This is a genomic window from Escherichia sp. R1, from assembly GCF_003000935.1.
Taxonomy (GTDB): domain Bacteria; phylum Pseudomonadota; class Gammaproteobacteria; order Enterobacterales; family Enterobacteriaceae; genus Escherichia; species Escherichia coli.
Window position 1 is genome coordinate 1 of the sequence record NZ_PSRU01000005.1, and the last position, 24,181, is coordinate 24,181.

General features: G+C 53.0%; 17 protein-coding genes and 8 pseudogenes. 13 read left to right on the plus strand and 12 right to left on the minus strand.

The window, feature by feature from the left end; genetic code table 11:
- Together C4F37_RS07375 and C4F37_RS27315 are read left to right on the plus strand one after the other, a co-directional pair.
- A pseudogene (locus tag C4F37_RS07375) lies at positions 1-505 on the plus strand (IS3 family transposase); the annotation flags it as partial.
- Positions 506-587: 82 nt separating this feature from the next.
- Positions 588-845 (plus strand): hypothetical protein, encoded by a 258-nt coding sequence (locus C4F37_RS27315; RefSeq protein ID WP_000177057.1) that lies wholly within the window; start codon positions 588-590, stop codon positions 843-845.
- 556 nt (positions 846-1,401) lie between these two features.
- On the opposite strand, the gene fecE is transcribed toward C4F37_RS27315, so the two are convergent.
- The 7 genes from fecE to fecI form a co-directional block, all read right to left on the minus strand.
- The gene (gene fecE / locus C4F37_RS07385; RefSeq protein ID WP_000175457.1) at positions 1,402-2,169 is read right to left on the minus strand and encodes a Fe(3+) dicitrate ABC transporter ATP-binding protein FecE; all 768 of its coding nucleotides are present in this window, start codon (positions 2,167-2,169) and stop codon (positions 1,402-1,404) included.
- Positions 2,170-3,126, minus strand: a complete 957-nt coding sequence (gene fecD, locus C4F37_RS07390) for a Fe(3+) dicitrate ABC transporter permease subunit FecD (RefSeq protein WP_000684856.1) — start codon at positions 3,124-3,126, stop codon at positions 2,170-2,172. It abuts the gene before it with no gap.
- On the minus strand, positions 3,123-4,121 hold the full coding sequence (gene fecC, locus C4F37_RS07395; protein WP_000125187.1) for an iron-dicitrate ABC transporter permease FecC: 999 nt from the start codon (positions 4,119-4,121) through the stop codon (positions 3,123-3,125). The genes fecD and fecC overlap by 4 nt, the downstream gene beginning before the upstream one ends.
- Positions 4,118-5,020: a Fe(3+) dicitrate ABC transporter substrate-binding protein FecB gene (gene fecB / locus C4F37_RS07400; protein ID WP_000879164.1), complete on the minus strand. Its 903-nt coding sequence runs from the start codon at positions 5,018-5,020 to the stop codon at positions 4,118-4,120. The genes fecC and fecB overlap by 4 nt, the downstream gene beginning before the upstream one ends.
- A 44-nt stretch (positions 5,021-5,064) precedes the next feature.
- On the minus strand, positions 5,065-7,389 hold the full coding sequence (fecA, locus tag C4F37_RS07405; protein ID WP_000188262.1) for a TonB-dependent Fe(3+) dicitrate receptor FecA: 2,325 nt from the start codon (positions 7,387-7,389) through the stop codon (positions 5,065-5,067).
- 86 nt (positions 7,390-7,475) lie between these two features.
- Positions 7,476-8,429: a ferric citrate uptake sigma factor regulator FecR gene (fecR, locus tag C4F37_RS07410; RefSeq protein WP_001068910.1), complete on the minus strand. Its 954-nt coding sequence runs from the start codon at positions 8,427-8,429 to the stop codon at positions 7,476-7,478.
- Positions 8,426-8,947, minus strand: a complete 522-nt coding sequence (gene fecI, locus C4F37_RS07415) for an RNA polymerase sigma factor FecI (protein WP_001283626.1) — start codon at positions 8,945-8,947, stop codon at positions 8,426-8,428. Before fecI ends, fecR begins: the two co-directional genes overlap by 4 nt.
- 136 nt (positions 8,948-9,083) lie before the next feature.
- Between fecI and ykiE the strand changes: the two genes are divergently transcribed.
- Entirely contained in the window at positions 9,084-9,152 is a 69-nt protein-coding gene (gene ykiE / locus C4F37_RS27735; RefSeq protein ID WP_211180522.1) for a protein YkiE, read from the plus strand.
- 86 nt (positions 9,153-9,238) lie between these two features.
- Positions 9,239-9,936, plus strand: a pseudogene (locus C4F37_RS07425) (IS1 family transposase).
- Between the two features lie 10 nt (positions 9,937-9,946).
- Here C4F37_RS07425 and C4F37_RS28355 read toward each other — a convergent pair.
- A pseudogene (locus C4F37_RS28355) lies at positions 9,947-10,018 on the minus strand (hypothetical protein); the annotation flags it as partial.
- Between the two features lie 235 nt (positions 10,019-10,253).
- Here C4F37_RS28355 and C4F37_RS07435 point away from each other — a divergent pair.
- Both C4F37_RS07435 and C4F37_RS07445 read left to right on the plus strand, forming a co-directional pair.
- Positions 10,254-10,358, plus strand: a pseudogene (locus tag C4F37_RS07435) (IS3 family transposase); the annotation flags it as partial.
- 302 nt (positions 10,359-10,660) lie between these two features.
- Positions 10,661-10,954: a biofilm development regulator YmgB/AriR family protein gene (locus tag C4F37_RS07445; RefSeq protein ID WP_000239862.1), complete on the plus strand. Its 294-nt coding sequence runs from the start codon at positions 10,661-10,663 to the stop codon at positions 10,952-10,954.
- Positions 10,955-11,078: 124 nt separating this feature from the next.
- Here C4F37_RS07445 and C4F37_RS28360 read toward each other — a convergent pair.
- Positions 11,079-11,209 (minus strand): annotated as a pseudogene (locus C4F37_RS28360) (IS5/IS1182 family transposase); the annotation flags it as partial.
- An 82-nt stretch (positions 11,210-11,291) separates the two neighbouring features.
- Positions 11,292-11,423 (minus strand): annotated as a pseudogene (locus tag C4F37_RS07455) (IS3 family transposase); the annotation flags it as partial.
- Positions 11,424-11,704: 281 nt separating this feature from the next.
- Here C4F37_RS07455 and C4F37_RS07460 point away from each other — a divergent pair.
- A complete protein-coding gene (locus C4F37_RS07460; RefSeq protein WP_000823243.1) occupies positions 11,705-13,063 on the plus strand; it encodes an esterase-like activity of phytase family protein in 1,359 nt (452 codons plus the stop codon).
- Between the two features lie 238 nt (positions 13,064-13,301).
- Here the strand turns inward: C4F37_RS07460 and tnpC are convergent.
- A pseudogene (gene tnpC, locus C4F37_RS07465) lies at positions 13,302-14,291 on the minus strand (IS66 family transposase); the annotation flags it as partial.
- Positions 14,292-14,609: 318 nt separating this feature from the next.
- Between tnpC and C4F37_RS07470 the strand changes: the two are divergent.
- Positions 14,610-14,816 (plus strand): helix-turn-helix transcriptional regulator, encoded by a 207-nt coding sequence (locus C4F37_RS07470; RefSeq protein ID WP_000235217.1) that lies wholly within the window; start codon positions 14,610-14,612, stop codon positions 14,814-14,816.
- A gap of 94 nt (positions 14,817-14,910) precedes the next feature.
- Positions 14,911-15,513, plus strand: coding sequence for a hypothetical protein (locus tag C4F37_RS07475; RefSeq protein ID WP_001350784.1), 603 nt, complete (start codon positions 14,911-14,913; stop codon positions 15,511-15,513).
- 321 nt (positions 15,514-15,834) lie between these two features.
- On the opposite strand, the gene C4F37_RS07490 is transcribed toward C4F37_RS07475, so the two are convergent.
- The gene (locus tag C4F37_RS07490; RefSeq protein ID WP_001297234.1) at positions 15,835-17,319 is read right to left on the minus strand and encodes a YfjI family protein; all 1,485 of its coding nucleotides are present in this window, start codon (positions 17,317-17,319) and stop codon (positions 15,835-15,837) included.
- Positions 17,320-18,548: 1,229 nt separating this feature from the next.
- Here C4F37_RS07490 and C4F37_RS07495 point away from each other — a divergent pair.
- The 4 genes and pseudogenes from C4F37_RS07495 to C4F37_RS07515 all read left to right on the plus strand — a co-directional run bounded on the left by C4F37_RS07495 (position 18,549) and on the right by C4F37_RS07515 (position 24,114).
- Positions 18,549-19,421 (plus strand): GTPase family protein, encoded by an 873-nt coding sequence (locus C4F37_RS07495; protein WP_001069760.1) that lies wholly within the window; start codon positions 18,549-18,551, stop codon positions 19,419-19,421.
- Between the two features lie 371 nt (positions 19,422-19,792).
- Positions 19,793-22,912, plus strand: a complete 3,120-nt coding sequence (gene agn43 / locus C4F37_RS07500) for an autotransporter adhesin Ag43 (RefSeq protein WP_000820499.1) — start codon at positions 19,793-19,795, stop codon at positions 22,910-22,912.
- Between the two features lie 70 nt (positions 22,913-22,982).
- Positions 22,983-23,178: pseudogene (locus C4F37_RS07505) on the plus strand (DUF905 family protein).
- 117 nt (positions 23,179-23,295) lie between these two features.
- On the plus strand, positions 23,296-24,114 hold the full coding sequence (locus tag C4F37_RS07515; RefSeq protein WP_001234655.1) for a DUF932 domain-containing protein: 819 nt from the start codon (positions 23,296-23,298) through the stop codon (positions 24,112-24,114).
- The last annotated feature ends 67 nt before the right edge of the window (positions 24,115-24,181 follow it).

Below are 24,181 nucleotides of genomic sequence, written 5' to 3' on the forward strand. Positions count from 1 at the left end.
AGGTGTGGTGCGGTGATGTGACCTATATCTGGACGGGTAAGCGCTGGGCGTACCTCGCCGTTGTTCTCGACCTGTTCGCAAGAAAACCAGTGGGCTGGGCCATGTCGTTCTCGCCGGACAGCAGGCTTACCATGAAAGCACTGGAAATGGCATGGGAAACCCGTGGTAAGCCCGTCGGGGTGATGTTCCAAGCGATCAAGGCAGTCATTATACGAGCAGGCAGTTCCGGCAGTTACTGTGGCGATACCGGATCAGGCAGAGTATGAGTCGGCGTGGAAACTGCTGGGATAACAGCCCAATGGAGCGCTTCTTCAGGAGTCTGAAGAACGAATGGGTGCCAGCGACGGGCTATGTAAGCTTCAGCGATGCAGCTCACGCAATAACGGACTATATCGTTGGATATTACAGCGCACTAAGACCGCACGAATATAATGGTGGGTTACCACCAAACGAATCAGAAAACCGATACTGGAAAAACTCTAACGCGGAGGCCAGTTTTAGTTGACCACAACAGACTACCTGAAGGGAGCCGCGGTCGCCTGGCAGTTGCAGTAGCAGGAGATCATCCAGCCGCAGTACAGGTCACGATGACTCTGGTTAATGATACCGGCTTTGACCCCGTATTTTCCGGCTCTATCGCTGAATCATGGCGTCAGCAGCCGTGCACACCATCCTATTGTTGTGACTGGGAGGCTGCCACCATGCTTCGCGCTTTCCCTCTGGCGAAAAAGGGAGAAGGACGGGCCCGTCTGCCTTCACTTTATGCCAGCTTCGGTAAGCTGGGTGAGACACCGACTCATGAAGATATCATTGATAACAATCGATCCATCAACTGGCCTGTATAACGTGGCTGCCGGTGATTAAGAAAGCTGCACCTACCTAAGTAGTAGCAAACGCACACTTTTTAGAAAAATCGATGGTCAGAAACTGGATTAGCAATTCCGTTCCAGGGTTGCTTTTGATTTACGTTGGCGTCTGATCATTGATTTATCCTCAAAAGCCCAACCTCATTGGTAATGAACCAGCTCCGTGAATGTCCGCTCTGGCACAGAGCGAAATTTTTTGATCTCCCCCCTGAAATCTAAACTTAGTCATGTCACGTTTTTGGGTTTCTAAAATTTTAACTTCGCGTTTTTCGTTGCCGTAAGGGTTATACAGAAATGTCCGTTAAGCAGAGTTCAAAATTGATTGCCGTGATCACGACTGGTTTGAAAGCCGCGCCCAAGCCTGTACAGCTCTGGTTTGCGTTGATTATGAACCTGTCAGCCTAAAGCAAGCGGATGGACGATGAGTATTGGTAATCTTTCAGAGTCCGGAAAAGTTCAGCCCCAGTCTGAACAGGCTTGCTGGCGCCAGTCCAGTTTCATTCAGTCGTGGTTTGGTTCTTACGGCCTGTGCAATCTACCTCATTAGGCACATCGGCCTGCCAGATACCGGCTCGGGGTGTATTTCCGCTTCCACGCTGAATACTGTTCTCAGCAATCCTGGGGTCATCACCTCTTCTGGTGTGCCTTGCGCCATAACATGTCCGTTTGCCATTACCACCAGTTGATCGCAGTACCGGCTAGCCTGATTAAGGTCGTGCAGCACAGCGACCACCGTTTTCCCCTGAGTCCGGAGTTCGCCCATCAACCGCATCAGGTCCACCTGGTGATTGATATCAAGATAGGTGGTTGGCTCATCAAGTAATACAACGGGCGTATTCTGGGCCAGGACCATTGCCAGAAATGCGCGCTGGCGCTGACCGCCGGAAAGCTCGGTTAACCGACGAACGGCAAGATGATTGATCCGGGTCTGGTTCATGGCGACATTAACTCGTGCATTGTCTTCAGCGGAGAGACGCCCCCAGAGTGACAGCCAGGGATTACGACCATACGAAACCAGCTCCTGGACTGTGATCCCCTCTGGCGTTAAATGGTGCTGAGGCAGCAGCGAAAGCCTGCGGGCCAACTGGCGCGATGAGAGCATATTTATGGGATTATCGCCGAGAAATACGGTGCCAGACTGCGGCATTAAAAGCCGCGAAAAACAGTTTAACAGCGTCGATTTCCCGCAACCGTTAGGACCGATCAGGGCGGTGATCTTCCCCGTTGGCAGTGAGAGTGAAACGTCGTTAAGTACCTTGTCTGTCCCGTAACTGACCGTCAGATTTTCAGTTCGTAAAGTCATTTATCGCATTCTCACAAGCAACCAGACAAACCACGGCGCACCGATAATGGCGGTCAGCACGCCAACCGGGAGCTCCAGTGGGGGATGAATAATTCTCGCCAGCAGATCGGCAACCACCAACAGCAACGCACCTGTCAGGGCCGAAACAGGCAGCAGTCTGCGGTGACGTCCACCGGTGATGCTACGCATCATATGCGGCACCACGAGACCAATAAAGCTAATCGGGCCGCAGGCGGCCACGCCGGTAGATGTCATGGCGACAGCTAGTAACAAAGCCCAGAATCGGGTATGGGGCACCGACACACCGAGCGTGGTGGCGCGCGCATCGCCGAGTGCAAGGAGGTCGAGATCGCGGCAAAAACTCAGGCTCAGCGGCAGAAATAAAATCATCAGCGGGATGGCAATCTTCACAAAGCTCCAGTCACGGCCCCATAAGCTGCCGGTCAGCCACAGCAGGGCGTTGTTCACATCCTGCGGGCGCGAGAGCATCAGATAATCCGTCAGGCTGGCCCAGCATGCAGAAAGCGCCACGCCGGTGAGCGCCAGCTTCATCGGCTGGTGGGTCTTTGCCAGCATCTTCAGCAATATCAACCCCGCCATGCCGCCCGCAAAGGCCAGCAGCGGCAGCACCATCACGGGCAGTGACGGCATAAGAAGTAGAGCCCCCACAGAGGCCAGGCTGGCGGCATGGTTAACACCGAGAATATCCGGTGATGCCAGAGGGTTGCGCACAATCCCCTGTATCAGCACGCCCGCCACGGCGAGGGCTGCACCGACAAACAGTGCCAGCAGCAAGCGCGGCAGTCGGTACTCCATCAATACATAATAATGCTCGCGTCCGGCCTGCCAGTCGGTCAGCAGCGCGCGCCACGGCACGGGGATCACTCCCATATGGAGTGATAACAGCGCACAGCCCGCCAGGGCAAGGGTGATGAAAATAACCAGCGCAATTTTCATCCTCGCCTCCTCACAAGCCAGACAAAGCAAGGGCTGCCAATCAGCGCCAGCACTGCGCCTGCGGGCAGATCTCCGGGGAAGGCCAGTGCGCGTGCGAGTACATCTGCCAGCAGCATCAGCGTGGCCCCCAGCAGCATGCTCACTGGCAGTACGTTGCGCTGATCGAAGCCTGCCCAGAAGCGCGCCAGATGTGGCACCAGCAGACCGATAAACGCCACCGGACCTGCCACGCTGACGCACGCACCAACCAGAAGCAGCACTAACATATTGATGACCAAACGTAGCCTCGTCAGGTTCACTCCCAGCGTATGGGCGGTGCTGTCGCTGAGGTTGAGCAGGTTCAGTTGATTCGCCAGCAGCAACACGACAGGGACTGCAGTGACCACCACCGGCAAGAGCTGCCAGACATCCTGCCAGCGGGCGTGGGACACTCCGCCTGCCAGCCAGTAAAAGATGCCGTAAGCATGATCTTCGGCCAGCAGCAGGGTGATGCGGGTAAGGCCCATACAAAAGGCCGACAGCGCGATACCCGCGAGGATCAGTTTGTTTCTGTCATGGGTATGACGAAATCCGCCTCCTGCGGTCATGACCAGCAGCCAGCTCACGCCGCCCCCGCATGCCGCGATGAACGACAGAGAATAGCCTGCAATCGGCGTCGGACTCAGCGCGCTGGTAAGCGCCATAGCCAGCGCCGCGCCGCTGTTAATGCCGAGCAGTGAAGGAGAGGCCATTGGGTTGTGGGTCAGGGTTTGCAGCAGCGTGCCCGCGAGCGCCAGGCTTGCGCCGATCAGAACGGCGACCAGGCTTCGTGGCAAACGAAGGTTTTGCACCAGCGCTTCTGGTAGCGTTGGCGTGTGTCCAGGCAGCAGGGCGCGGGTTGCATCTGCTCCGGAAACAGGAATGGCCGAGTAGCAAAACAGACTCAGCCAGAAAATAATAATAAGTGCTGCAACGGGAAGCCCCCACAGCAGCACCGGGTGTTTTATCGCGGTCATTTCACAACGGTAAGCGGCTGATGGTGGAAGATTTTTACCGTGTCAGCGGCAATACGCTCTGCAGCAAAAATACCGCGCATCCGCGCCCAGGTGTTACTGTCGACCGAAGCAACCTGCTGCTTCTGCGCGGCGGTTAACATCTGCCAGAGCGGATCTTGTTGCCAGCGTTTAACAATGCTCTCTTCGCGATAGTGGGCAACCAGCAGCCAGGCAGGATTGACCGCCAGCAGTTGCTCCAGGCCGATGGACGGCATGGACGCACCCGCCATCGCAGCGGGAACGTTCAGCCCCAGAGAGGCCAGCACGCTGCCGGTCCAGGTCTCCTGAGTATGCAGGTTGAATTGCTGTTCGCGTGATGTGCCAAAGGCCACGCGTGTCCCTTTGGGAAGCTGGCTGGCCCACTGCGCCATCCTCTCTTTATGTTGTTCCAGGCGTGCCTGCATCTCTCGCTTTTTACCCACCATTTCGCCGATGATAGCCGCAGATTGCAAATTTTCAGCGTAGGTTTCGTTGCGGGACTTAAGCAGCAGTACCGGCGCGATTTGCTGCAAGGCGATGTAAACCCCCGCATGGCGACTGCTGTCGGCAATGATCAGGTCTGGTTTCAGAGCGGCAATGGCTTCCAGGCTCGGCTGCGCGCGCGTTCCGACGGACTGCCACGGTTTCAGGTGCGCACGCACTTCGGGCAGGATGCGTTTTGCATCGTTATCGTCGGCAATACCGATCGGGCTGACGTCCACGGCGGCCAGCGCATCGGCGAACGAGAGTTCCAGCACCACAATCCGTTGTGGCGTTTTTTCGAGTGTAAACGTGCCGTGTTCGTCCTGAACCGTGGCGGCAAAGGCGTGGCTGATCACCAGCAGCAGGCCTGCAAAAACAAAACGGATAAATGCCAACATAATCACATTCCAGCTAAAAGCCCGGCAAGCCGGGCGTTAACACATCAGAACTTCAACGACCCCTGCATATACAGCGTGCGCGGCTGGCCTGCATAGATGCCTTTGTTGTTGTCGTCATAAGAGCGGATGAAGTAGTCCTGGTCGAAGATGTTTTTCACACCGAATGCCAGGTTCAGATCTGCCATCTGCGGGCCAAAGTCATACGCCACGCGTGCGCCCCAGAGCATGAAGCCGGGAATGCGGCCGGTACTGCCGTCGGCGCTCTCTTTCACCGTATTGGCGTTATCCGCAAACTGGCTGGACTGGAAATCGCTGTTCAGATTGAACGTCCAGTTTCCTGGCTTGTAGTCCACGCCCAGCGTGCCTTTATGTTTCGGGGAGAATGGTACCAGATTGCCGTAGGTGTCGCCTTTCTCGCGGATTTCCGCGTTCACATACGCATAGCTGGCGTAGATGGAAACGTTATCAAGCGTTGGCGTTAGCGTACCCAGATCGTAACGTGCCTGCGTTTCCAGCCCGGTATGGCGCGTTTTGCCACGTGCAGTGACGGTGTCGTTGGTCTGGTTGGAGTCGTACTGATTGTTAAAGTTAATCAGGAACAGCCCCATTTCCGCCGTCAGCGCGCCGTCGTCGTAGCGGGTACCGAGTTCCCAGGTTCGCGCTTTTTCCGGTTCCACATTGCCGCTTTGCACAGCCTTGCCAATCTGGCTGTACTGTACGGTGCCGAACGAGCCTTCAGTGTTTGCATAAAGATTCCAGCTGTCAGTCAGGTGATAGAGCACGTTCAACGCCGGAAGCGGTGCGTTATAGCTCACTTCTTCGTGCGTGCCTGTGATGGCGTTGTTCTGGTATGACTCGATATGTTCGAAACGCATACCCGGCGTGATGGTCCAGTTGCCGATGTCGATTTTGTCATCCAGATACCAGGCGTGCGCCTCGGTGCCGGAACGCGTATCGCGGTCGTAAGGGCTTGAGCCGGACGGCAACTGCCCGCTGCTGGTGGCGGTGTAGTAACGCATTTCATGCGTTGATTCATTCACATAGCGATAGCCCACGCCCACTTCGTGCGCGGAAGGGCCGATCATAAAGATCTGGCTGTAGCGTGGCTCAATACCGCGCACCCAGTAGTTACGCGGCGAGAGGGTGATGCGTTTGCCTTGCTCCAGGTAGCCGCTGCGCAGGGTTTGGGTGTAGAACCCCTGAATGTTGAATTTATGCTGGCTGTCTGGCTGGAACTGGTAGCCCAGGCTCGCCAGCTTGCGACGACCCCAGAAGCGGTCATACGGGCGGGTGGATTGCCAGCGATCGGCGTCGTAATCCGCGCGAGACAGGCCACCGGGCATGTCGGCTTCACCGTCGTAATATTGCAGCAGGCTGTTGAAGGTGTGCACCTCATCCGGCGCATATTTGCTTTTCAGCATCAGGTCGTCGATGCGGGTGGCGCTGTGCTCGCGCCAGTCACTGCCGCGCGTGCCGGAGTAGAGCAGCGCGGTGCCAAAACCGTTGTCCGCTGTGCCGCCCACCATCAGGTTGTGCGTCTCTTTCGGGTTGTTTTGTGAAGAGGTTGGGCTGAGCTGACCTTCCACGCCCGCCTCGATACCAAAGTCCTGCGGAATGGCACGGGTAACAAAGTTCACCACGCCGCCCACGCTCTGCGGTCCGTAACGCACCGCACCACCACCGCGTACCACGTCAATGGCATCCATGTTGCCGAGCGAAACGGGAGCCAGTGAAAGCTGCGGCTGACCGTAAGGGGCGAAGGGGACGGGGATGCCGTCCATCAGGACGGTCGAGCGGCTGGTGAGGCGCGGGTTCAGGCCCCGGATGCCAAAGTTCATCGCCAGGTCGTGGCTGCCGGTGCCGTTGTTTTCCGGCGCGCTGACGCCAGGGATGCGGTTAAGTACCTCACGCATGGTGGTTGCGCCGGTTTTGGCGAAATCCTCACGGCGGATCACGTCACGCGCGCCAGCATGTTCAAATACGTCGTTTTCACGCGCATCACCCAGCCAGTCGCCGACCACGGTCAGGGCATCTTCTTTTGGTGCGGGCGCGGGCTCCAGCGTCCAGCTATTATTTCCCAGCGGTTTTACCTGCAGTCCGCTGCCGTCCAGCAGTTGTTGCAGGCCGCTCTCGACGTCGTAATCGCCGTGCAGGCCGTTGCTCTGCTTGCCGCGCGTCAGGCTGGCGTCAACCGAGAGGGTAAATCCGCTGTGTGCGGCATACTGATTGAGCGCTTTATCGAGCGATCCCGGTGCGATATTAACCTGTGCAGCAAAAGCGGAAAACGAGAGACCGGCCAGCGGCAGCAGGCTCAGGCGAATGGCGTTAACCAAAGGTGTTGTTTTACGAAAAACGCGTAACGGCGTCATACCTTCCCCATCATCATTTTTGTTGTGTTCAGCTATGAGTCGAACGAGAAGGGTAAAAAGGACAATCGAAATAAGAATTATTTTCCTTACAGTGGTGAAATGTTTATCCAGTACCGCGTAATAGACTGAATTTTAACGGGAAGCGTTTGCGCGATAACGTTCAGGATCGCATCGGTATTTTTCAGCGGGAACGTCCCGCTCAGGCGCAGCCCGGCAACGGCGGGATCGCAGCGCAGCACGCCGTTGCGGTAACGGGTTAGCGTGGCTATCACCTCACCCAGTGGTTTATCGCTGAAGCTCAGGATGTCCTTCGTCCAGCTTGTACTCTCGTCATCCAGCGGTTTCACTGCGCCAAACTCAGAGGCGCTGAACTGCAGGCTTTCACCAGCGTTCACGATGCGTTTTTGCGCGGGGGCACTGGCGAGAAGCACTTCCACAGCGTGCTGCTGAACGTCAAGCTGCGTGAAATTATCCTGCTGGCGGACGGTAAATTCTGTCCCTAAAGCAGTGAGCTGGCCCTGACGGGTCAGGACACGGAAGGGGCGTTGCAGGGCATCTTTCGCGGTAGTAATGGCGATTTCACCGTACCAGAGCCGGACGGTGCGCTGATGCGCATCAAAACGCACATCCGCCGCGCTTTGGGTATTCAGCGTGAGCAGGGAGCCATCTTCCAGTTGCTGACGGCTGACTGTGCCTTTGGCGGTGCGGTAATCTGCCCGCAGACCTTCGCCGGTTTCCGACTGCCAGAGCTGCCAGCCTCCGCCAGCGCCGAGCAACAGCAGTAATCCTTTCATCACGTGACGGCGGGTGAGGCGGGTATCGTGCAACGCCCGGCTGGCAACGTCGCCAGGCACACCGCCAAGCTGGTTGCGCAGGTTTTCAACCTGCTGCCAGGCCCACTGGTTATCCTGATCCTGTTCATACCACTGTTGCCAGCGCGCTTCCTGTTGTGGGCTGACGCGCTCGCCGCTTAGCACGGCATACCAGTGGGAAGCTGAACGCAGCGCCTGACGGCGGGAATCGGTTAACAAAGGATTCATAACCCATACTCCAGACGGAACAGCAGGCAGTGCTCGACGGCTTTCGCCACGTATTTTTTCACGGAGCTGATGGAAACACCGAGTTTGTGCGCAATCTCGCTGTATGTCAGACCATCCAGTTGCGAAAGCAGAAACGCTTCACGTGTTTTGCCGTTTAGCCCGTCCAGCATGCTGTCGAGGAGTTGTAGGGTCTCGAGTTGGCTTTCGCGTTCCTCAGGTGAAGGCGCTCCCCCCTCCGGCATAAGCGCCAGCATCTCCAGATACGCTTTTTCCAGCGCGTTTCGGCGAAACAGGTCCACCATCACGCGTTTGGCGATAGTGCAGAGGAAGGAGCGAGGATCGCGGATCGTCGAGAGCGTTTCGCTGACCATTACCCGCAAAAAAGTGTCCTGGGCAATGTCATCTGCATCAAAAGCAGACTGGAGTTTGCGCGTCAGCCAGCTTTTCAACCAGCCGTGATGTGTGCCATAAAGCGACTCGAACGTTAAGGAAGCTGTGGTAGTGGCGCGGTCAGACATGCGGAGTGCATCAAAAGTTAATTATCACGTAGTCATATTAATATGAGAATGGTTATCATTACAATTGGAAATAAAATTGTTTCCAATAGACATTTTTAACATGTTGTTTTTCTAAGTGTTATAAGGTAGGTATAAAATGGGATGGAGCCTCTGCTTCTGGCATGTGTCGGTCAGAATGACTCATGATGTGGTCTGCTATTATTGACATCCTCACTGCCCTAAAGGATGGGGATTTCGGTAATGCTGCCAACTTACTGATTTAGTGTATGATGGTGATTTTAAGGTGCTTGCGTGGCTTCCATTTCCATCAGATGTCCTTCCTGCTCCGCTACTGAAGGCGTGGTGCGTAACGGCAAAAGCACTGCCGGACATCAGCGCTATCTCTGCTCTCATTGCCGTAAAACATGGCAACTACAGTTCACTTACACCGCCTCTCAGCCCGGTACGCACCAGAAAATCATTGATATGGCCATGAATGGCGTCGGATGTCGCGCCAGTGCACGCATTATGGGCGTTGGCCTCAACACGGTTTTACGTCACTTAAAAAACTCAGGCCGTAGTCGGTAACCTCGCGCATACAACCGGGCAGTGATGTGATTGTCTGCGCTGAAATGGACGAACAGTGGGGCTACGTCGGTGCTAAATCACGTCAGCGCTGGCTGTTTTACGCGTATGACAGGATACGGAGGACGGTTGTGGCGCACGTCTTCGGTGAACGCACTCTGGCCACACTGGAGCGTCTTCTGAGCCTGCTGTCGGCCTTTGAGGTCGTGGTATAGATGACGGATGGCTGGCCGCTGTATGAATCACGCCTGAAGGGAAAGCTGCACGTTATCAGCAAGCGTTACACTCAGCGCATTGAGCGACATAATCTGAATCTGAGACAACATCTGGCAAGGCTGGGACGGAAGTTACTGTCGTTCTCAAAATCGGTGGAGTTGCATGACAAGGTCATCGGGCATTATCTGAACATAAAACACTATCAGTAAGTTGGAGTCATTACCTCCTCCCGAACTCAAAGCTATCATACAGATAATTACTGGTTAACCCTATATAGGGCATTTTAAAGTGTTGTGATCTTACCCAGCAATAGTGGACACGCGGCTAAGTGAGTAAACTCTCAGTCAGAGGTGACTCACAAGACAAAACAGTTTCAACCAGTAAAAAAACGTAAACACCATTCGCATGAATTTCGTAGTTAAGATCTGAAGCTTGCAGAATGCATCGGTGTTACTGCCGGAGTCCGTGAACTTAGTCTGCATTAATCACCACAGCTTTACATCTGTCGCAGTAAACAGCAAAATCAGCAAACTTACTTAATTATATCGAGTGCGATTACAATCGCTGGCGATGGTACAGTTGGTGTGGCGGTCTCAGTCCGGAACAATTTGAAAATCAGAATCTCACTTAAAACGGCATCCATTTTACAAAAGATGGCCGTCTGTGTATTTATAATGAATACCTTCTACATGTTTAGAGTGCATAATCCACGACAAGGCGATATCCTAAAAATTAGCTAGCAGGCAACTTTGATGGCATAGATAATGTTTTTAGTAAAAAAGAGTTGACTGAATATAATACAGCCTCTTCCTACATAAGAAGGAATGTGCTCACAAAAAAAACCATTAGTCTGCTTCCTGTTCTTACAATAATCAGTATTATGTATTTTATTTATATAGCAAAATATGCTTGTTACACCTGTCATAATTAGGCATGGTAAAATTATTGACTGAACCCTGGGGGAGAAAGATGCACAGTGATTATTATAATATGGTTTTTGGTGAAAAATTGGCCAATATTTTATATGAAGCTAACTCTCAATTTTTTTACGAGAGAAATGTCATAGAAGAGGCAGTCAACGCTTTATTCTGTGAGCGTGAAATAATAAACAACAAGAACATAATAAAGAAGCTGATGTTCTTTTTGTCAGATGTTAATCACACCAAGAAAGATGTTGTTCAGAGCGCACTTAATATTATCATTGACATTACATCAGGTGATATTTGAGATTTTACATAAAAGATAATCTCTCAAGGAGTCTTATCTGAAAACGAAATATATAGTCCCTCTCGTTTTGTAATATCGATTGGCTTTGTTGAATCGGTTACGTACCCCGGAGCCGGTCATATTTTCAGGTAATACACACGCTTTCAGACATTTCGGCTTTCGTCATTTTGGTATCATGGGCATAGCTTCTGCTACCTGACCATCATAATCACGCAGCTTCAGTGAAGCAGTGACCACCTGTTTAACCCGGTGTATCGTTATGATCTTATCCAGCAATAATGGACACGCGGCTAAGTGAACCGCCCCGGGTTTCCTGGAGAGTGTTTTATCTGTGAACTCAGGCTGCCAGATCATCGTTTCCGATGGAAGCATAATAAGCTTTTTCTGCTTCTGCCGGTGGGATATGGCCCTGCCTTTCCAGCAATCGTCGATTGTTATACCAGTCCACCCACGTGAGTGTGGTCAGCTCATCATACTGACACGTGCATTACCCCTACCGCGATAATGCAACCGTACAATATAGGGCGTTTCCTAAACGCAGCCCTCATCACTCCAATCCAACAAGACACAGCATTTTTGATCACGAAGAAAGACAAATAATTTCCGTAAATGTTTCCGTTGTTACAAATAACAACAGTGTTTTACATTTCTTTGGCCTCAGGCCCGCGCATGTTGCCATTCGATGTCATTTTCCTGACTCGTTTCTTCTTTATGGTGTAGTGTGATCTTCACTTTATGGATGCTAACAATATGAAAAGAAAAATTATTCCCGTGCTAATCGGTTGTACGCTCTCTTTCTCTGCCCTGGCGGCACAACCTACGGCTGAGCGCTATGTCGTCAGTTTTCCAGAAGGCACGCACGTGAACTACGCCGGCGCATTTGCCAGTGCATTCCCGAACGGCCTTCCGGTTGGGATAGGTTCTGGCCTGCTGTTCACCGGTAAACAGGGCGATGCCCTGACATTCGCAACCATTACCGATCGCGGTCCGAACGCGGATTCACCGAAAGAGGGGAAAAACGAAACTAAAATTTTCGTTACGCCAGATTTCGCGCCGCTGCTGATGACGATTCGTGTACAAAACGGCAAAGCGGAGGCCATCGATCCCCGTCCTCTGCATGACGATAAAGGCGCGATCAACGGTCTGCCGCTGGCAAGCGACGTGATTGGCTCCACCAATGAAGTGGCCTTCAGCGACACGTTACATAGACTGAAGGGGGATAATCGCGGGCTGGATACGGAAGGGATCACTCCGGATGGTAAAGGAGGTTACTGGCTGTGCGATGAGTATGGCCCGTTCCTGATTAACATCGACAGTAAAGGGAAAATCCTGGCAATCCACGGTCCGCAGGCGGCGGAAGGGGAAAAAGCGATTGCGGGCGGTTTGCCAAATATCCTCAAATGGCGTCAGGCGAACCGCGGCTTTGAAGGCCTCACCCGTATGCCGGACGGGCGTATTATTGTCGCCGTGCAAAGTACGCTGGATATCGACGCTAAGAGCAAGAAAAAGGCGCTGTTTACGCGTCTGGTGAGCTTCGATCCGGCAAGCGGAAAAACCGCGATGTACGGTTATCCTATCGACAGCGCGGCCTACAGCAAAAACAGCGACGCTAAAATCGGAGACATCGTGGCGCTCGATAACCAGCACATCCTGCTGATCGAACAGGGAAGAGATAAAAACAACAGAATGCGTAACCTGATTTACGAGGTCGATCTCAATAAGGCGAGCGACCTGTCAGGCTTCGACAAGCCGGGTGAGTATCCGGAGTTTGATGATGAGAAAACCCTGTCACAGCGCGGCATTACCCTTGCGCAGAAAACGCAGGTTGTTGATCTGCGCTCCTTGGGCTGGCAGCAGGAGAAGGCTGAAGGGTTGGCGCTGATCGACAGCAAAACGCTGGCGGTGGCGAACGATAACGACTTTGGCGTGAAGGTGGCGATGCAACATCCGGTCGAGGGCAAGACATTCAAGGATTATCGGGTGAACGCGGAAGGAAAGCTGACGCTTGACGACAAGCAGGTTGAAACGACCCTCAGAGTGAAGCCACTGGAGAAACCGGAGTCTGACAGTGAACTGTGGATTGTGACGCTGCCGGAAGCGTTGAAATAAGTTTATAAGGTACGGACAGCAGTATCGCTTAGTTTTTCAAATTCATGTATGTGAACAATATTGGGGTTCCGGCGTATACCCCCAATGAAAGCGTCACCACGTGAAAACATGCCTGCACGGTTTACACGTCATCTCATGGTGGCAGCCGGTTAACTTTCCTGCTACACCAGTGGAAAAAGGCCATAAGCAGTCCGAACAAAAGTAAGCGTACAGCGAGGGCCGTATTGACGGGGATGTGTTATTCAGCTGGCAGTGCTATGCGCCACGGAAGCAGTTCGCTGACCCGGTTGACCGGCCAGTCTGCTATGACGCCAGGCACATGGCGAAGGTAGCTTTCTGGATCCACGTCATTCAGTTTGCACGTCCCGATCAGGCTGTACAGTAGCGCTCCCCGCTCACCACCATGGCCAGAGCCGAAGAACAGGGTCTTCATCTTTTCACGCAACCAGCTTTCCAGGGATTTCAACAGCGGTTTCGTTTTTCGCTGACGTTCAGCAAGCCGCTGCTCTGCCGGCATTCCCCTTATATCCGCCTCTATGGCGTACAACTGACCGATCTGCTCTAGGGCTTCTTCCGTCAGTGCTGACGGGATGCGGACGTGCACATCGTGGATCTTTCGGCGGGCATGAGCCCAGCAGGCAGCTTCCGTTATCCCACCATTGCGATACAGCTCGTTGAACCCGGCGTACGCATCCGCTTGCAGCACACCGCTGAAGCAAGCAAGATGAGTCTGCGGATGGATGCCTTTTCTGTCCGGGCTGTAAGCGAACCACACTGCAGGTGCCAACGCTGACCCGGCATTGCGGTCATCACGAACATACGCCCACAACCGCCCGGTCTTCGTCTTCTTATTACCCGGCAGCAGTACCTGGACCGGGGTATCATCGGCATGGAGTTTGCCGTCAGTCATGACATAGCCATGAAGCGCCTCTTCCAGCGGAGACAGCAGCCGGCAGCATGCATCCACCCAGCCCGACAGCAGTGAACGGCTCAGCTCCACACCTTGCCGGCCGTATATTTCTGACTGGCAATACAGCGGGGTGTGCTCTGCATACTTCGAGGTCAGCACGCGGGCCAGCAGCCCCGGTCCGGCGATACCCCGCTCGATGGGCCGCGAAGGTGCAGGTGCCTGCACGATGGCATCGCACTGAGTACAGGCATGTTTTTCCCGTACCGTCCGGATAACCCGGAAGGCGCTACGCATCAACTCCAGCTGTTCGGCGGTATCAGTCTCCTCCTCGCCAGGAACGGGCTGACTCACTGTAACCACCTCCGAAAACAACTCTGCAATTATCAGAACGCTAGTTTTCCCCTTGTCTCACGAAAGTCCTCCCTCCTTTATCGCGCGTGCGTGCGGAAGCATCTTTTCGCAACAACCCCCCGGGATTCCGCTACGGCTCTGCCATCGCAATCCCCCCGTTTATCTCCGGACAGCCACATTCCCGATTATTTTTTACGTTTCTCCCCGGTTGTTATGCCAGTGAAGGTGGCGCGCTGTTTTCATGACCACACCGGCTGGTTTAACAACATCCGGAGGAACATTCTCATGGCTACCCCTGTTTCGCTGATGGATGACCAGATGGTCGACATGGCGTTTATCACTCAACTTACCGGCTTAACCGATAAGTGGTTTTACAAACTCATCAAAGATGGGGGCTTTCCTGCCCCCATCAAAATGGGGCGCAGCTCCCGCTGGCTGAAAAGTGAAGTGGAAGCCTGGCTGCAGGCGCGTATTGCACAGTCCCGTCCGTAATTTCTGACCGTTATCCGTTCACCCGCAGCAGACGTAATCTCCGGCCTGCCGGCGGCATTCTGCTGCCTGTTATATCCCCGTGAGGAATATGAAAATGAAACAACAGTATCAGACCCGCTACGAATGGCTCCACGAAAGCTACCAGAAATGGCTGACCGGCTTCACCCGGCACGCCGTATTCTGGGGCGTGTGTCATCCGAATATCTACTACTTCCATAATCTGACGCCCGGTTGGGTGTCATTCAATGGTGAAAAACCGGAGATTGCCATCGTACCCCAGAGCCTGCACCGGCTGATTTATGGCCCTGACAAACGGGCCACACCGCCCCTGGATGATGATCTGATAGTGAATTTATGCACCAGTGAACATCTGCTGGTTCATCATCCGATGCTGGAAGGCATTCTCCTGTCTGAATGTGAACGTCTGAGGCAGCGTTCTCTGGCAAATAAACTGATCAGCCTCTTCCGTCAGTTTGGTGGCACGGAGTTGCGCCTCAAACTGGTCTGGCTTTGCTGGCTTGATTTAATGACCGGAAACTGCCTTGACGACTGGACGGAGAATCTGAAACGGAAATCAGAAAAAGAGCTGGAGGAATGGATCATCAACCGTCAGAAGCAGAGCGCAGCACTGACGGATCTGATGGATCAGTACGTGCTCCTGTCATACCGCACAACGGTTGACGATAAGCGCACCTGATGCCAGTTGTTTCAGGGAAGCTGGTATCCGGGCAGGGTGCCAGGGCTGACTGAACGGCCTGTCTGCCTGCCGTTTCGCTCTCCGTGCGTTCTGTCACACGCTGCACCTGAACGCCGGACTGCGGGCACGCAGACAGGAAAGTCGCAGGCTGGAACTTCTGACCGGCGGGTATCAGTTATATGCCTGTTGATTCATCACCACCACGCAGCTCCTGAGCTTTAGTTCATCACCGATATTCATACATCTGAATATCGGTGATGAAATCCCCATAATAATCAATCATCTAAGTCTGAAGCATAATGGAGAAAAACTGCTCACCGGTTACTTCGCTCTCAGCTTATTGTAGTGATAACCCGAGGTAAAAATACCAGAGACATCAGACAACTTTAAACTGGCTATCTGGGGAAGCAGAACATACATGGTTTTTCCTTCCGGCACGACAGAAAGCCTGAACTGAGATTCAAGAATGTTCAGCAATGCGTTCAGTTTTTTCCTGTTTCTGAACCGGCCCGGGCCACACTGGAGAATATAATTTTTCCTGACACGGGGCGGGCATTCTCCGCGGCACTCCTCAATGAGCCAGTCGAACAGCTCCTCGGCGTCCTTCTGCTGCAGTTCAGATTCATCAGGTAACGCAAATAATTTTTTATATTCATCTGTGTACCACGAACTTATTACGACAGCAGACGTCATGATATCGGCAGAGATTTTCCCTTCACCATAGCTGAAATACTGAAATAACGCTGCAATTCTTGCAATGTTTTCTGTTTTTTTTGAAACATGTCCCCGAAACGGGCTTAAGGGTCCGGAAGGGGATAAATCCTGCTCCAGAACATTATAGTGCTCAATAAATATTTTTTGCGCTTCAGGCGAAAAATGCAGACAATACCGTTCATCCTCACTGGATTTTTCAATACTGCCTCTGGCCAGTTCCATTAATCGTTCATGAAATGCCGTTAATGATCCTCCCGGAATCACAGCTCCGTTAATAAAGCGTTTCCCCTGCGTGGTTGCAGGTTTACTGATAAGACAACGGGCAAGAAAACCACTGTCCCTGGCAACAGAACCTTTTCGCTCCATATATCGGTCAAAAAGACCGGGTTGCACCATGAGGGATAACGTCATTCTGGCATTTTCAATCATCTGTTCGGGTTCATTCTTTCTGTCCACAGACAATACAGAGCCATCCCACATTTTGTTAATAAAAGGCAACTCAGACAGGGTATATCCATCAAATATAATACCGGCTTCATCTGACATAATACCAACTGAACGCCATTTACCACAAAGCTGATTCTTAATTGCCGCAGTCGTGGCATCATTAAAAATGAATTTATACCTCACAGGTTCTTCCGCACTGTTTTTCTGAAGTACTTCCAGTTGTCTGAGGGTTTCTGACTCATCCGCGCCTTTGCGGAGTTCTTTATTCAGTTTTGACAACAATGCTTTTTTCTGAGCCTTTAAAAGCTCTTCCTTGTTTTTCCAGACAGCCAGTTCACTTTTGTATCTGGAATATAACTGCATCTCCTGCTGGTACAGGGGCTTCATTAATAATTTGTCCACTGCGGTTTTTCGTTCTCCGGACTCGGCAAGCGTCAGGAAAAAAAGAGAGACCGGCCCCCGCAGTGTATTCAGTCTGCAGACATCAATCAGATTCTGGCAGACAAGTGAAACAGCGCCCAGGGCAGACGCTGCCACAAGCCCAAGGGGAGCCTGCGTAATTTGCTGAGCTTCAATAACGGCATCACGAATGAGTGGAGGCAGCGAACTCAGGGGAAACTCATCACAAGGCTGACCGAATGACATAGTAACCTCACTATACACAGATATAAAAGCACTGCAATTCTGTCTATTAATAGCAAAAATAGCAGTCAAATCAATATGAGGTAAAATTTTTTGTTGATTTAATGGTTAAATAATAACCACAGTGTATTTTGCTGCTGAAGAAAGACAAAATGAATCTGTGTGTCCCCTCCTTCCCTTCGGAGCACATCCACTATTCAAATTTTACACAACCACGTACGAACAAAAAGCATCATCCCGGGTATTGCAGATACCGGTTTCCTGCCGGGAAGAATCATAAACAGAACACCGGGAATAACGCCTTCAGGAATCACCCCCCCTCCTGAAGAAGAATAAAATAAAGAAGACTACAGTTCCTGCACTGAATGCTGAGTACAATATTTTATGGACAGGATGACATTTTTATAAATAACAAAAACCATTTAATACTGATACATCAATAAAATACTTCTTCCCTGCTGACACAGATAAAATGCACCATTTTTTCTTCAAATACTTCTGTATAATCGCCAGCCAATGATGAGAATGGATTAAAATAACACTTCTTCGACAAACACAAAAACAGCCTTCATTTTACATCATCATCCAGTTTCAGTTAACCCCGGACGAGCGACAGTGTTTCAGTACAGGAATTAAAAGTCAGCTTTTGCTCAGTAAAACACACTCAACTAATAATATCTCAGCAGATATTATCCTGACCAGGACACCTCACATTACTGAATTCTCTTCCGACAGTATCACTGCACAAATAAAAAGAACGGGATAAATATTCAGACCGGAAGAATGGTGTCACAAAAGCATTTAATCATTACGCATGACCAGGAAGGGAAACACTTAACCACATGGTATCAACAGATATCATTACGTGTGCACTCTTATAAAAAACACACAGAAGAAGTAAGATAATTATAAACGTAAATTTAATATCTCCCACTGACATCTCCCCCACAATACACTAAAAAATACTCACAGCAGTAAACACAGATACACCTGATAATCATACAGCCGATAAATATTTTCCCCTTTACGGAGAAATCAGCCTGCTGTTTAACAATAACGGCGTATTTTCATGGAAGGAGATCACCCAGTAACGGATAAGTCCTGATCTCCTTCATGTTAATACGCAACAATCCCATCGATTCAAAACAATTTCAGACAGATATTATCTCCGTGAATCCCCCGCCACCTTTCCGGTGCGCGGGGTTTTGTCTTTTTTCACCGGGAATACATGTATGAATCCGTCTGATGCCATTGAGGCAATTGAAAAACCGCTCTCCTCCCTGCCTTACTCACTTTCCCGTCACATCCTGGAACATCTGCGCAAACTCACCAGTCACGAACCCGTGATTGGCATTATGGGTAAAAGCGGGGCCGGTAAATCCTCACTCTGTAATGCACTGTTTCAGGGGGAGGTCACCCCGGTCAGTGATGTTCACGCCGGCACCCGGGAAGTACGGCGCTTCCGTCTGAGTGGCCACGGTCACAGCATGGTTATCACTGACCTGCCCGGGGTGGGCGAGAGCCGGGACAGGGATGCAGAGTATGAAGCCCTGTACCGTGACATTCTGCCCGAACTGGACCTGGTGCTGTGGCTGATTAAAGCCGATGACCGCGCCCTGTCTGTGGATGAGTATTTCTGGCGACACATCCTGCACCGGGGACATCAGCAGGTGCTGTTTGTGGTGACGCAGGCCGACAAAACGGAGCCCTGCCATGAATGGGATATGGCCGGCATTCAGCCTTCTCCCGCACAGGCACAGAACATTCGGGAGAAAACGGAGGCGGTATTCCGTCTGTTCCGGCCCGTACATCCGGTTGTTGCCGTATCGGCCCGCACCGGCTGGGAACTGGATACGCTGGTCAGTGCGCTAATGACAGCACTTCCCGACCATGCCGCCAGTCCCCTGATGACCCGCCTGCAGGACGAGCTGCGCACGGAATCTGTCCGCGCTCAGGCCCGTGAACAGTTTACCGGTGCGGTGGACCGGATATTTGACACGGCGGAGAGCGTCTGTGTTGCCTCTGTTGCCCGTACGGTTCTGCGTGCCGTCCGTGACACGGTGGTCTCTGTTGCCCGCGCTGTATGGAACTGGATTTTCTTCTGAACAGTCCGCCAGGGAAATGCCTGATAACATTACGTTAACCAACTGAAAACATGACACAAACCCCTCATACTCCTCCTGTTTCTCTTGCGTGACCGCCTTGTCGTTAATAGAATAAAACGATCGATAAAACAGGTATCGATCGTTACTATCGATCGTTTATAGTGGTTAATGGTCTGCGAAAAGGCAGCTGAATCTCTTCATCATGCAGAACGGAATTGCACACAACGGACTGATACTTCTCTGGCGGATGAGAGAGGGGAAGCATTTATGTCCGGGAAAAACCACTTTATCTGAGCATGCTGTTTTGTACCTGCCGGTATCCACATTTGTGGGTACCGGCTTTTTTATTCACCCTCTGTAAGGAAAAGCTGATGAAACGACATCTGAACACCAGCTACAGGCTGGTATGGAATCACATTACGGGCACCCTGGTGGTGGCCTCCGAACTGGCCCGCTCACGGGGAAAACGCGCTGGTGTGGCGGTTGCGCTGTCTCTTGCTGCTGTCACATCAGTCCCGGCACTGGCTGCTGACAAGGTTGTACAGGCGGGAGAAACCGTGAACGACGGAACACTGACAAATCATGACAACCAGATTGTCCTCGGTACGGCCAACGGAATGACCATCAGTACCGGTCTGGAGTATGGGCCGGATAACGAGGCCAATACCGGCGGACAATGGATACAAAATGGCGGTATCGCCAACAACACTACTGTCACCGGTGGTGGTCTTCAGAGAGTGAATGCCGGAGGAAGCGTTTCAGACACGGTTATCAGTGCCGGAGGCGGACAGAGCCTTCAGGGGCAGGCAGTGAACACCACTCTGAACGGCGGTGAGCAGTGGGTACATGAAGGCGGGATTGCAACGGGTACCGTCATTAATGAGAAGGGCTGGCAGGCCATCAAATCCGGCGCAGTGGCAACCGACACGGTTGTGAATACCGGCGCGGAAGGGGGACCGGATGCGGAAAATGGTGATACCGGGCAGACCGTCTACGGAGATGCCGTACGCACCACCATCAATAAAAATGGTCGTCAGATTGTGGCTGCTGAAGGAACGGCAAATACCACTGTGGTTTATGCCGGCGGCGACCAGACTGTACATGGTCACGCACTGGATACCACGCTGAATGGGGGGTACCAGTATGTGCACAACGGCGGTACGGCGTCTGGCACTGTTGTAAACAGTGACGGCTGGCAGATTGTCAAAAACGGGGGTGTGGCCGGGAATACCACCGTTAATCAGAAGGGCAGACTGCAGGTGGACGCCGGTGGTACAGCCACGAATGTCACCCTGAAGCAGGGCGGCGCACTGGTTACCAGTACGGCTGCAACCGTTACCGGCATAAACCGCCTGGGAGCATTCTCTGTTGTGGAGGGTAAAGCTGATAATGTCGTACTGGAAAATGGCGGACGCCTGGATGTGCTGACCGGACACACAGCCACTAATACCCGCGTGGATGATGGCGGAACGCTGGATGTCCGCAACGGTGGCACCGCCACCACCGTATCCATGGGAAATGGCGGTGTACTGCTGGCCGATTCCGGTGCCGCTGTCAGTGGTACCCGGAGCGACGGAAAGGCATTCAGTATCGGAGGCGGTCAGGCGGATGCCCTGATGCTGGAAAAAGGCAGTTCATTCACGCTGAACGCCGGTGATACGGCCACGGATACCACGGTAAATGGCGGACTGTTCACCGCCAGGGGCGGCACACTGGCGGGCACCACCACGCTGAATAACGGCGCCATACTTACCCTTTCCGGGAAGACGGTGAACAACGATACCCTGACCATCCGTGAAGGCGATGCACTCCTGCAGGGAGGCTCTCTCACCGGTAACGGCAGCGTGGAAAAATCAGGAAGTGGCACACTCACTGTCAGCAACACCACACTCACCCAGAAAGCCGTCAACCTGAATGAAGGCACGCTGACGCTGAACGACAGTACCGTCACCACGGATGTCATTGCTCAGCGCGGTACAGCCCTGAAGCTGACCGGCAGCACTGTGCTGAACGGTGCCATTGACCCCACGAATGTCACTCTCGCCTCTGGTGCCACCTGGAATATTCCCGATAACGCCACGGTGCAGTCGGTGGTGGATGACCTCAGCCATGCCGGACAGATTCATTTCACCTCCACCCGCACAGGGAAGTTCGTACCGGCAACCCTGAAAGTGAAAAACCTGAACGGACAGAATGGCACCATCAGCCTGCGTGTACGCCCGGATATGGCACAGAACAATGCTGACAGACTGGTCATTGACGGTGGCAGGGCAACCGGAAAAACCATCCTGAACCTGGTGAACGCCGGCAACAGTGCGTCGGGGCTGGCGACCAGCGGTAAGGGTATTCAGGTGGTGGAAGCCATTAACGGTGCCACCACGGAGGAAGGGGCCTTTATCCAGGGGAATAAGCTGCAGGCCGGTGCCTTTAACTACTCCCTCAACCGGGACAGTGATGAGAGCTGGTATCTGCGCAGTGAAAATGCTTATCGTGCTGAAGTCCCCCTGTATACATCCATGCTGACACAGGCAATGGACTATGACCGGATTCTGGCAGGCTCCCGCAGCCATCAGACCGGTGTAAACGGTGAAAATAACAGCGTCCGTCTCAGCATTCAGGGCGGTCATCTCGGTCACGATAACAACGGCGGTATTGCCCGTGGAGCCACGCCGGAAAGCAGCGGCAGCTATGGCTTCGTCCGTCTGGAGGGTGACCTGCTGAGAACAGAGGTTGCCGGTATGTCTCTGACGACAGGGGTGTATGGTGCCGCAGGCCATTCTTCCGTTGATGTTAAGGATGATGACGGTTCCCGCGCCGGCACGGTCCGGGATGATGCCGGCAGTCTGGGCGGATACCTGAATCTGGTACACACGTCCTCCGGCCTGTGGGCTGACATTGTGGCACAGGGAACCCGCCACAGCATGAAAGCATCATCGGACAATAACGACTTCCGCGCCCGGGGCTGGGGCTGGCTGGGCTCACTGGAAACCGGTCTGCCCTTCAGTATCACTGACAATCTGATGCTGGAGCCACAACTGCAGTACACCTGGCAGGGACTCTCCCTGGATGACGGCCAGGATAACGCCGGTTATGTGAAGTTCGGGCATGGCAGTGCACAACATGTGCGTGCCGGCTTCCGTCTGGGCAGCCACAACGATATGAACTTTGGTAAAGGCACCTCATCCCGTGACACCCTGCGCGACAGTGCCAAACACAGTGTGCGTGAATTGCCGGTGAACTGGTGGGTACAGCCTTCTGTTATCCGCACTTTCAGCTCCCGGGGTGACATGAGCATGGGTACAGCCGCCGCCGGCAGTAACATGACGTTCTCACCGTCCCGGAATGGCACGTCACTGGACCTGCAGGCCGGACTGGAAGCCCGTGTCCGGGAAAATATCACCCTGGGCGTTCAGGCCGGTTATGCCCACAGCGTCAGCGGCAGCAGCGCTGAAGGTTATAACGGTCAGGCCACGCTGAATGTGACTTTTTGATAATCAGGTCACTCTCCTTCAGGCCCCGGTCATCATGACCGGGGCTTTTTACTTTCAGGGAGCAACAGATATGCCGGGTTGTACATCTCGTTTATTGCCCGAAGGCCCTTTCTCACGCGAACAGGCTGTTGCCGTCAAAACAGCTTACCGCAATGTGTTTACTGAAGATGACCAGGGAACATATTCCCGGCTGGTTATCCGTAATGCTGAAGGTCAGTTGCGCTGGTGATGCCGGAACACAGCTTAATACTCAGCTCGCCAGTTAAGGGCTTCTCAGACAATAAACGTCATTCATTTCATCTGTCAGGCCGCGTCTTCTCCGGGAGACGTGGCTTTTTCATTTATTACACCAGTAAATCGTAACCACCGATAAGGAGCAAATTATGCGACTAGCCAGTCGTTTTGGTTATGCGAACCAGATACGCCGTGACCGTCCGCTGACACACGAAGAACTGATGCACTATGTTCCCAGTATTTTCGGTGAAGACCGGCATACTTCCCGCAGTAAACGATATGCGTACATTCCCACCATCACCGTACTGGAAAGCCTGCAGCGGGAAGGCTTTCAGCCATTCTTCGCCTGCCAGACCCGTGTGCGCGACCCGGGCCGCCGGGGATACACAAAACACATGCTGCGTCTGCGGCGGGCCGGAGAGATAAACGGAGAACATGTCCCTGAAATCATTCTGCTCAACTCCCATGACGGTACCTCCAGCTACCAGATGCTGCCGGGTTACTTCAGGTTCGTCTGTCAGAACGGATGCGTCTGTGGTCAGTCTCTGGGGGAAGTGCGTGTTCCGCACCGGGGAAATGTGGTGGACAGATTCATTGAAGGGGCTTACGAGGTGGTGGGCGTGTTTGACCGGATAGAGGAGAAGCATGATGCCATGCAGTCGCTGGTCCTGTCGCCACCGGCACGCCAGGCGCTGGCACAGGCGGCACTGACTTACCGTTATGGTGACGAACATCAGCCAGTCACCACCGCTGACATTCTGACACCACGACGCAGGGAGGGTTACGGTCAGGACCTGTGGAGCGCATATCAGACCATCCAGGAGAATATGCTGAAAGGCGGAATTTCCGGCCGCAGTGCAAAAGGAAAACGTATCCACACCCGTGCCATTCACAACATCGACACCGATATTAAGCTCAACCGCGCATTGTGGGTAATGGCAGAAACGCTGCTGGAGAGCCTGCGCTGATGCAGCATGTCCCTGAAAGCGTGATTCAGGCACCAGAATCACCCGACGCCCCGGAGGCGCTGCCGGG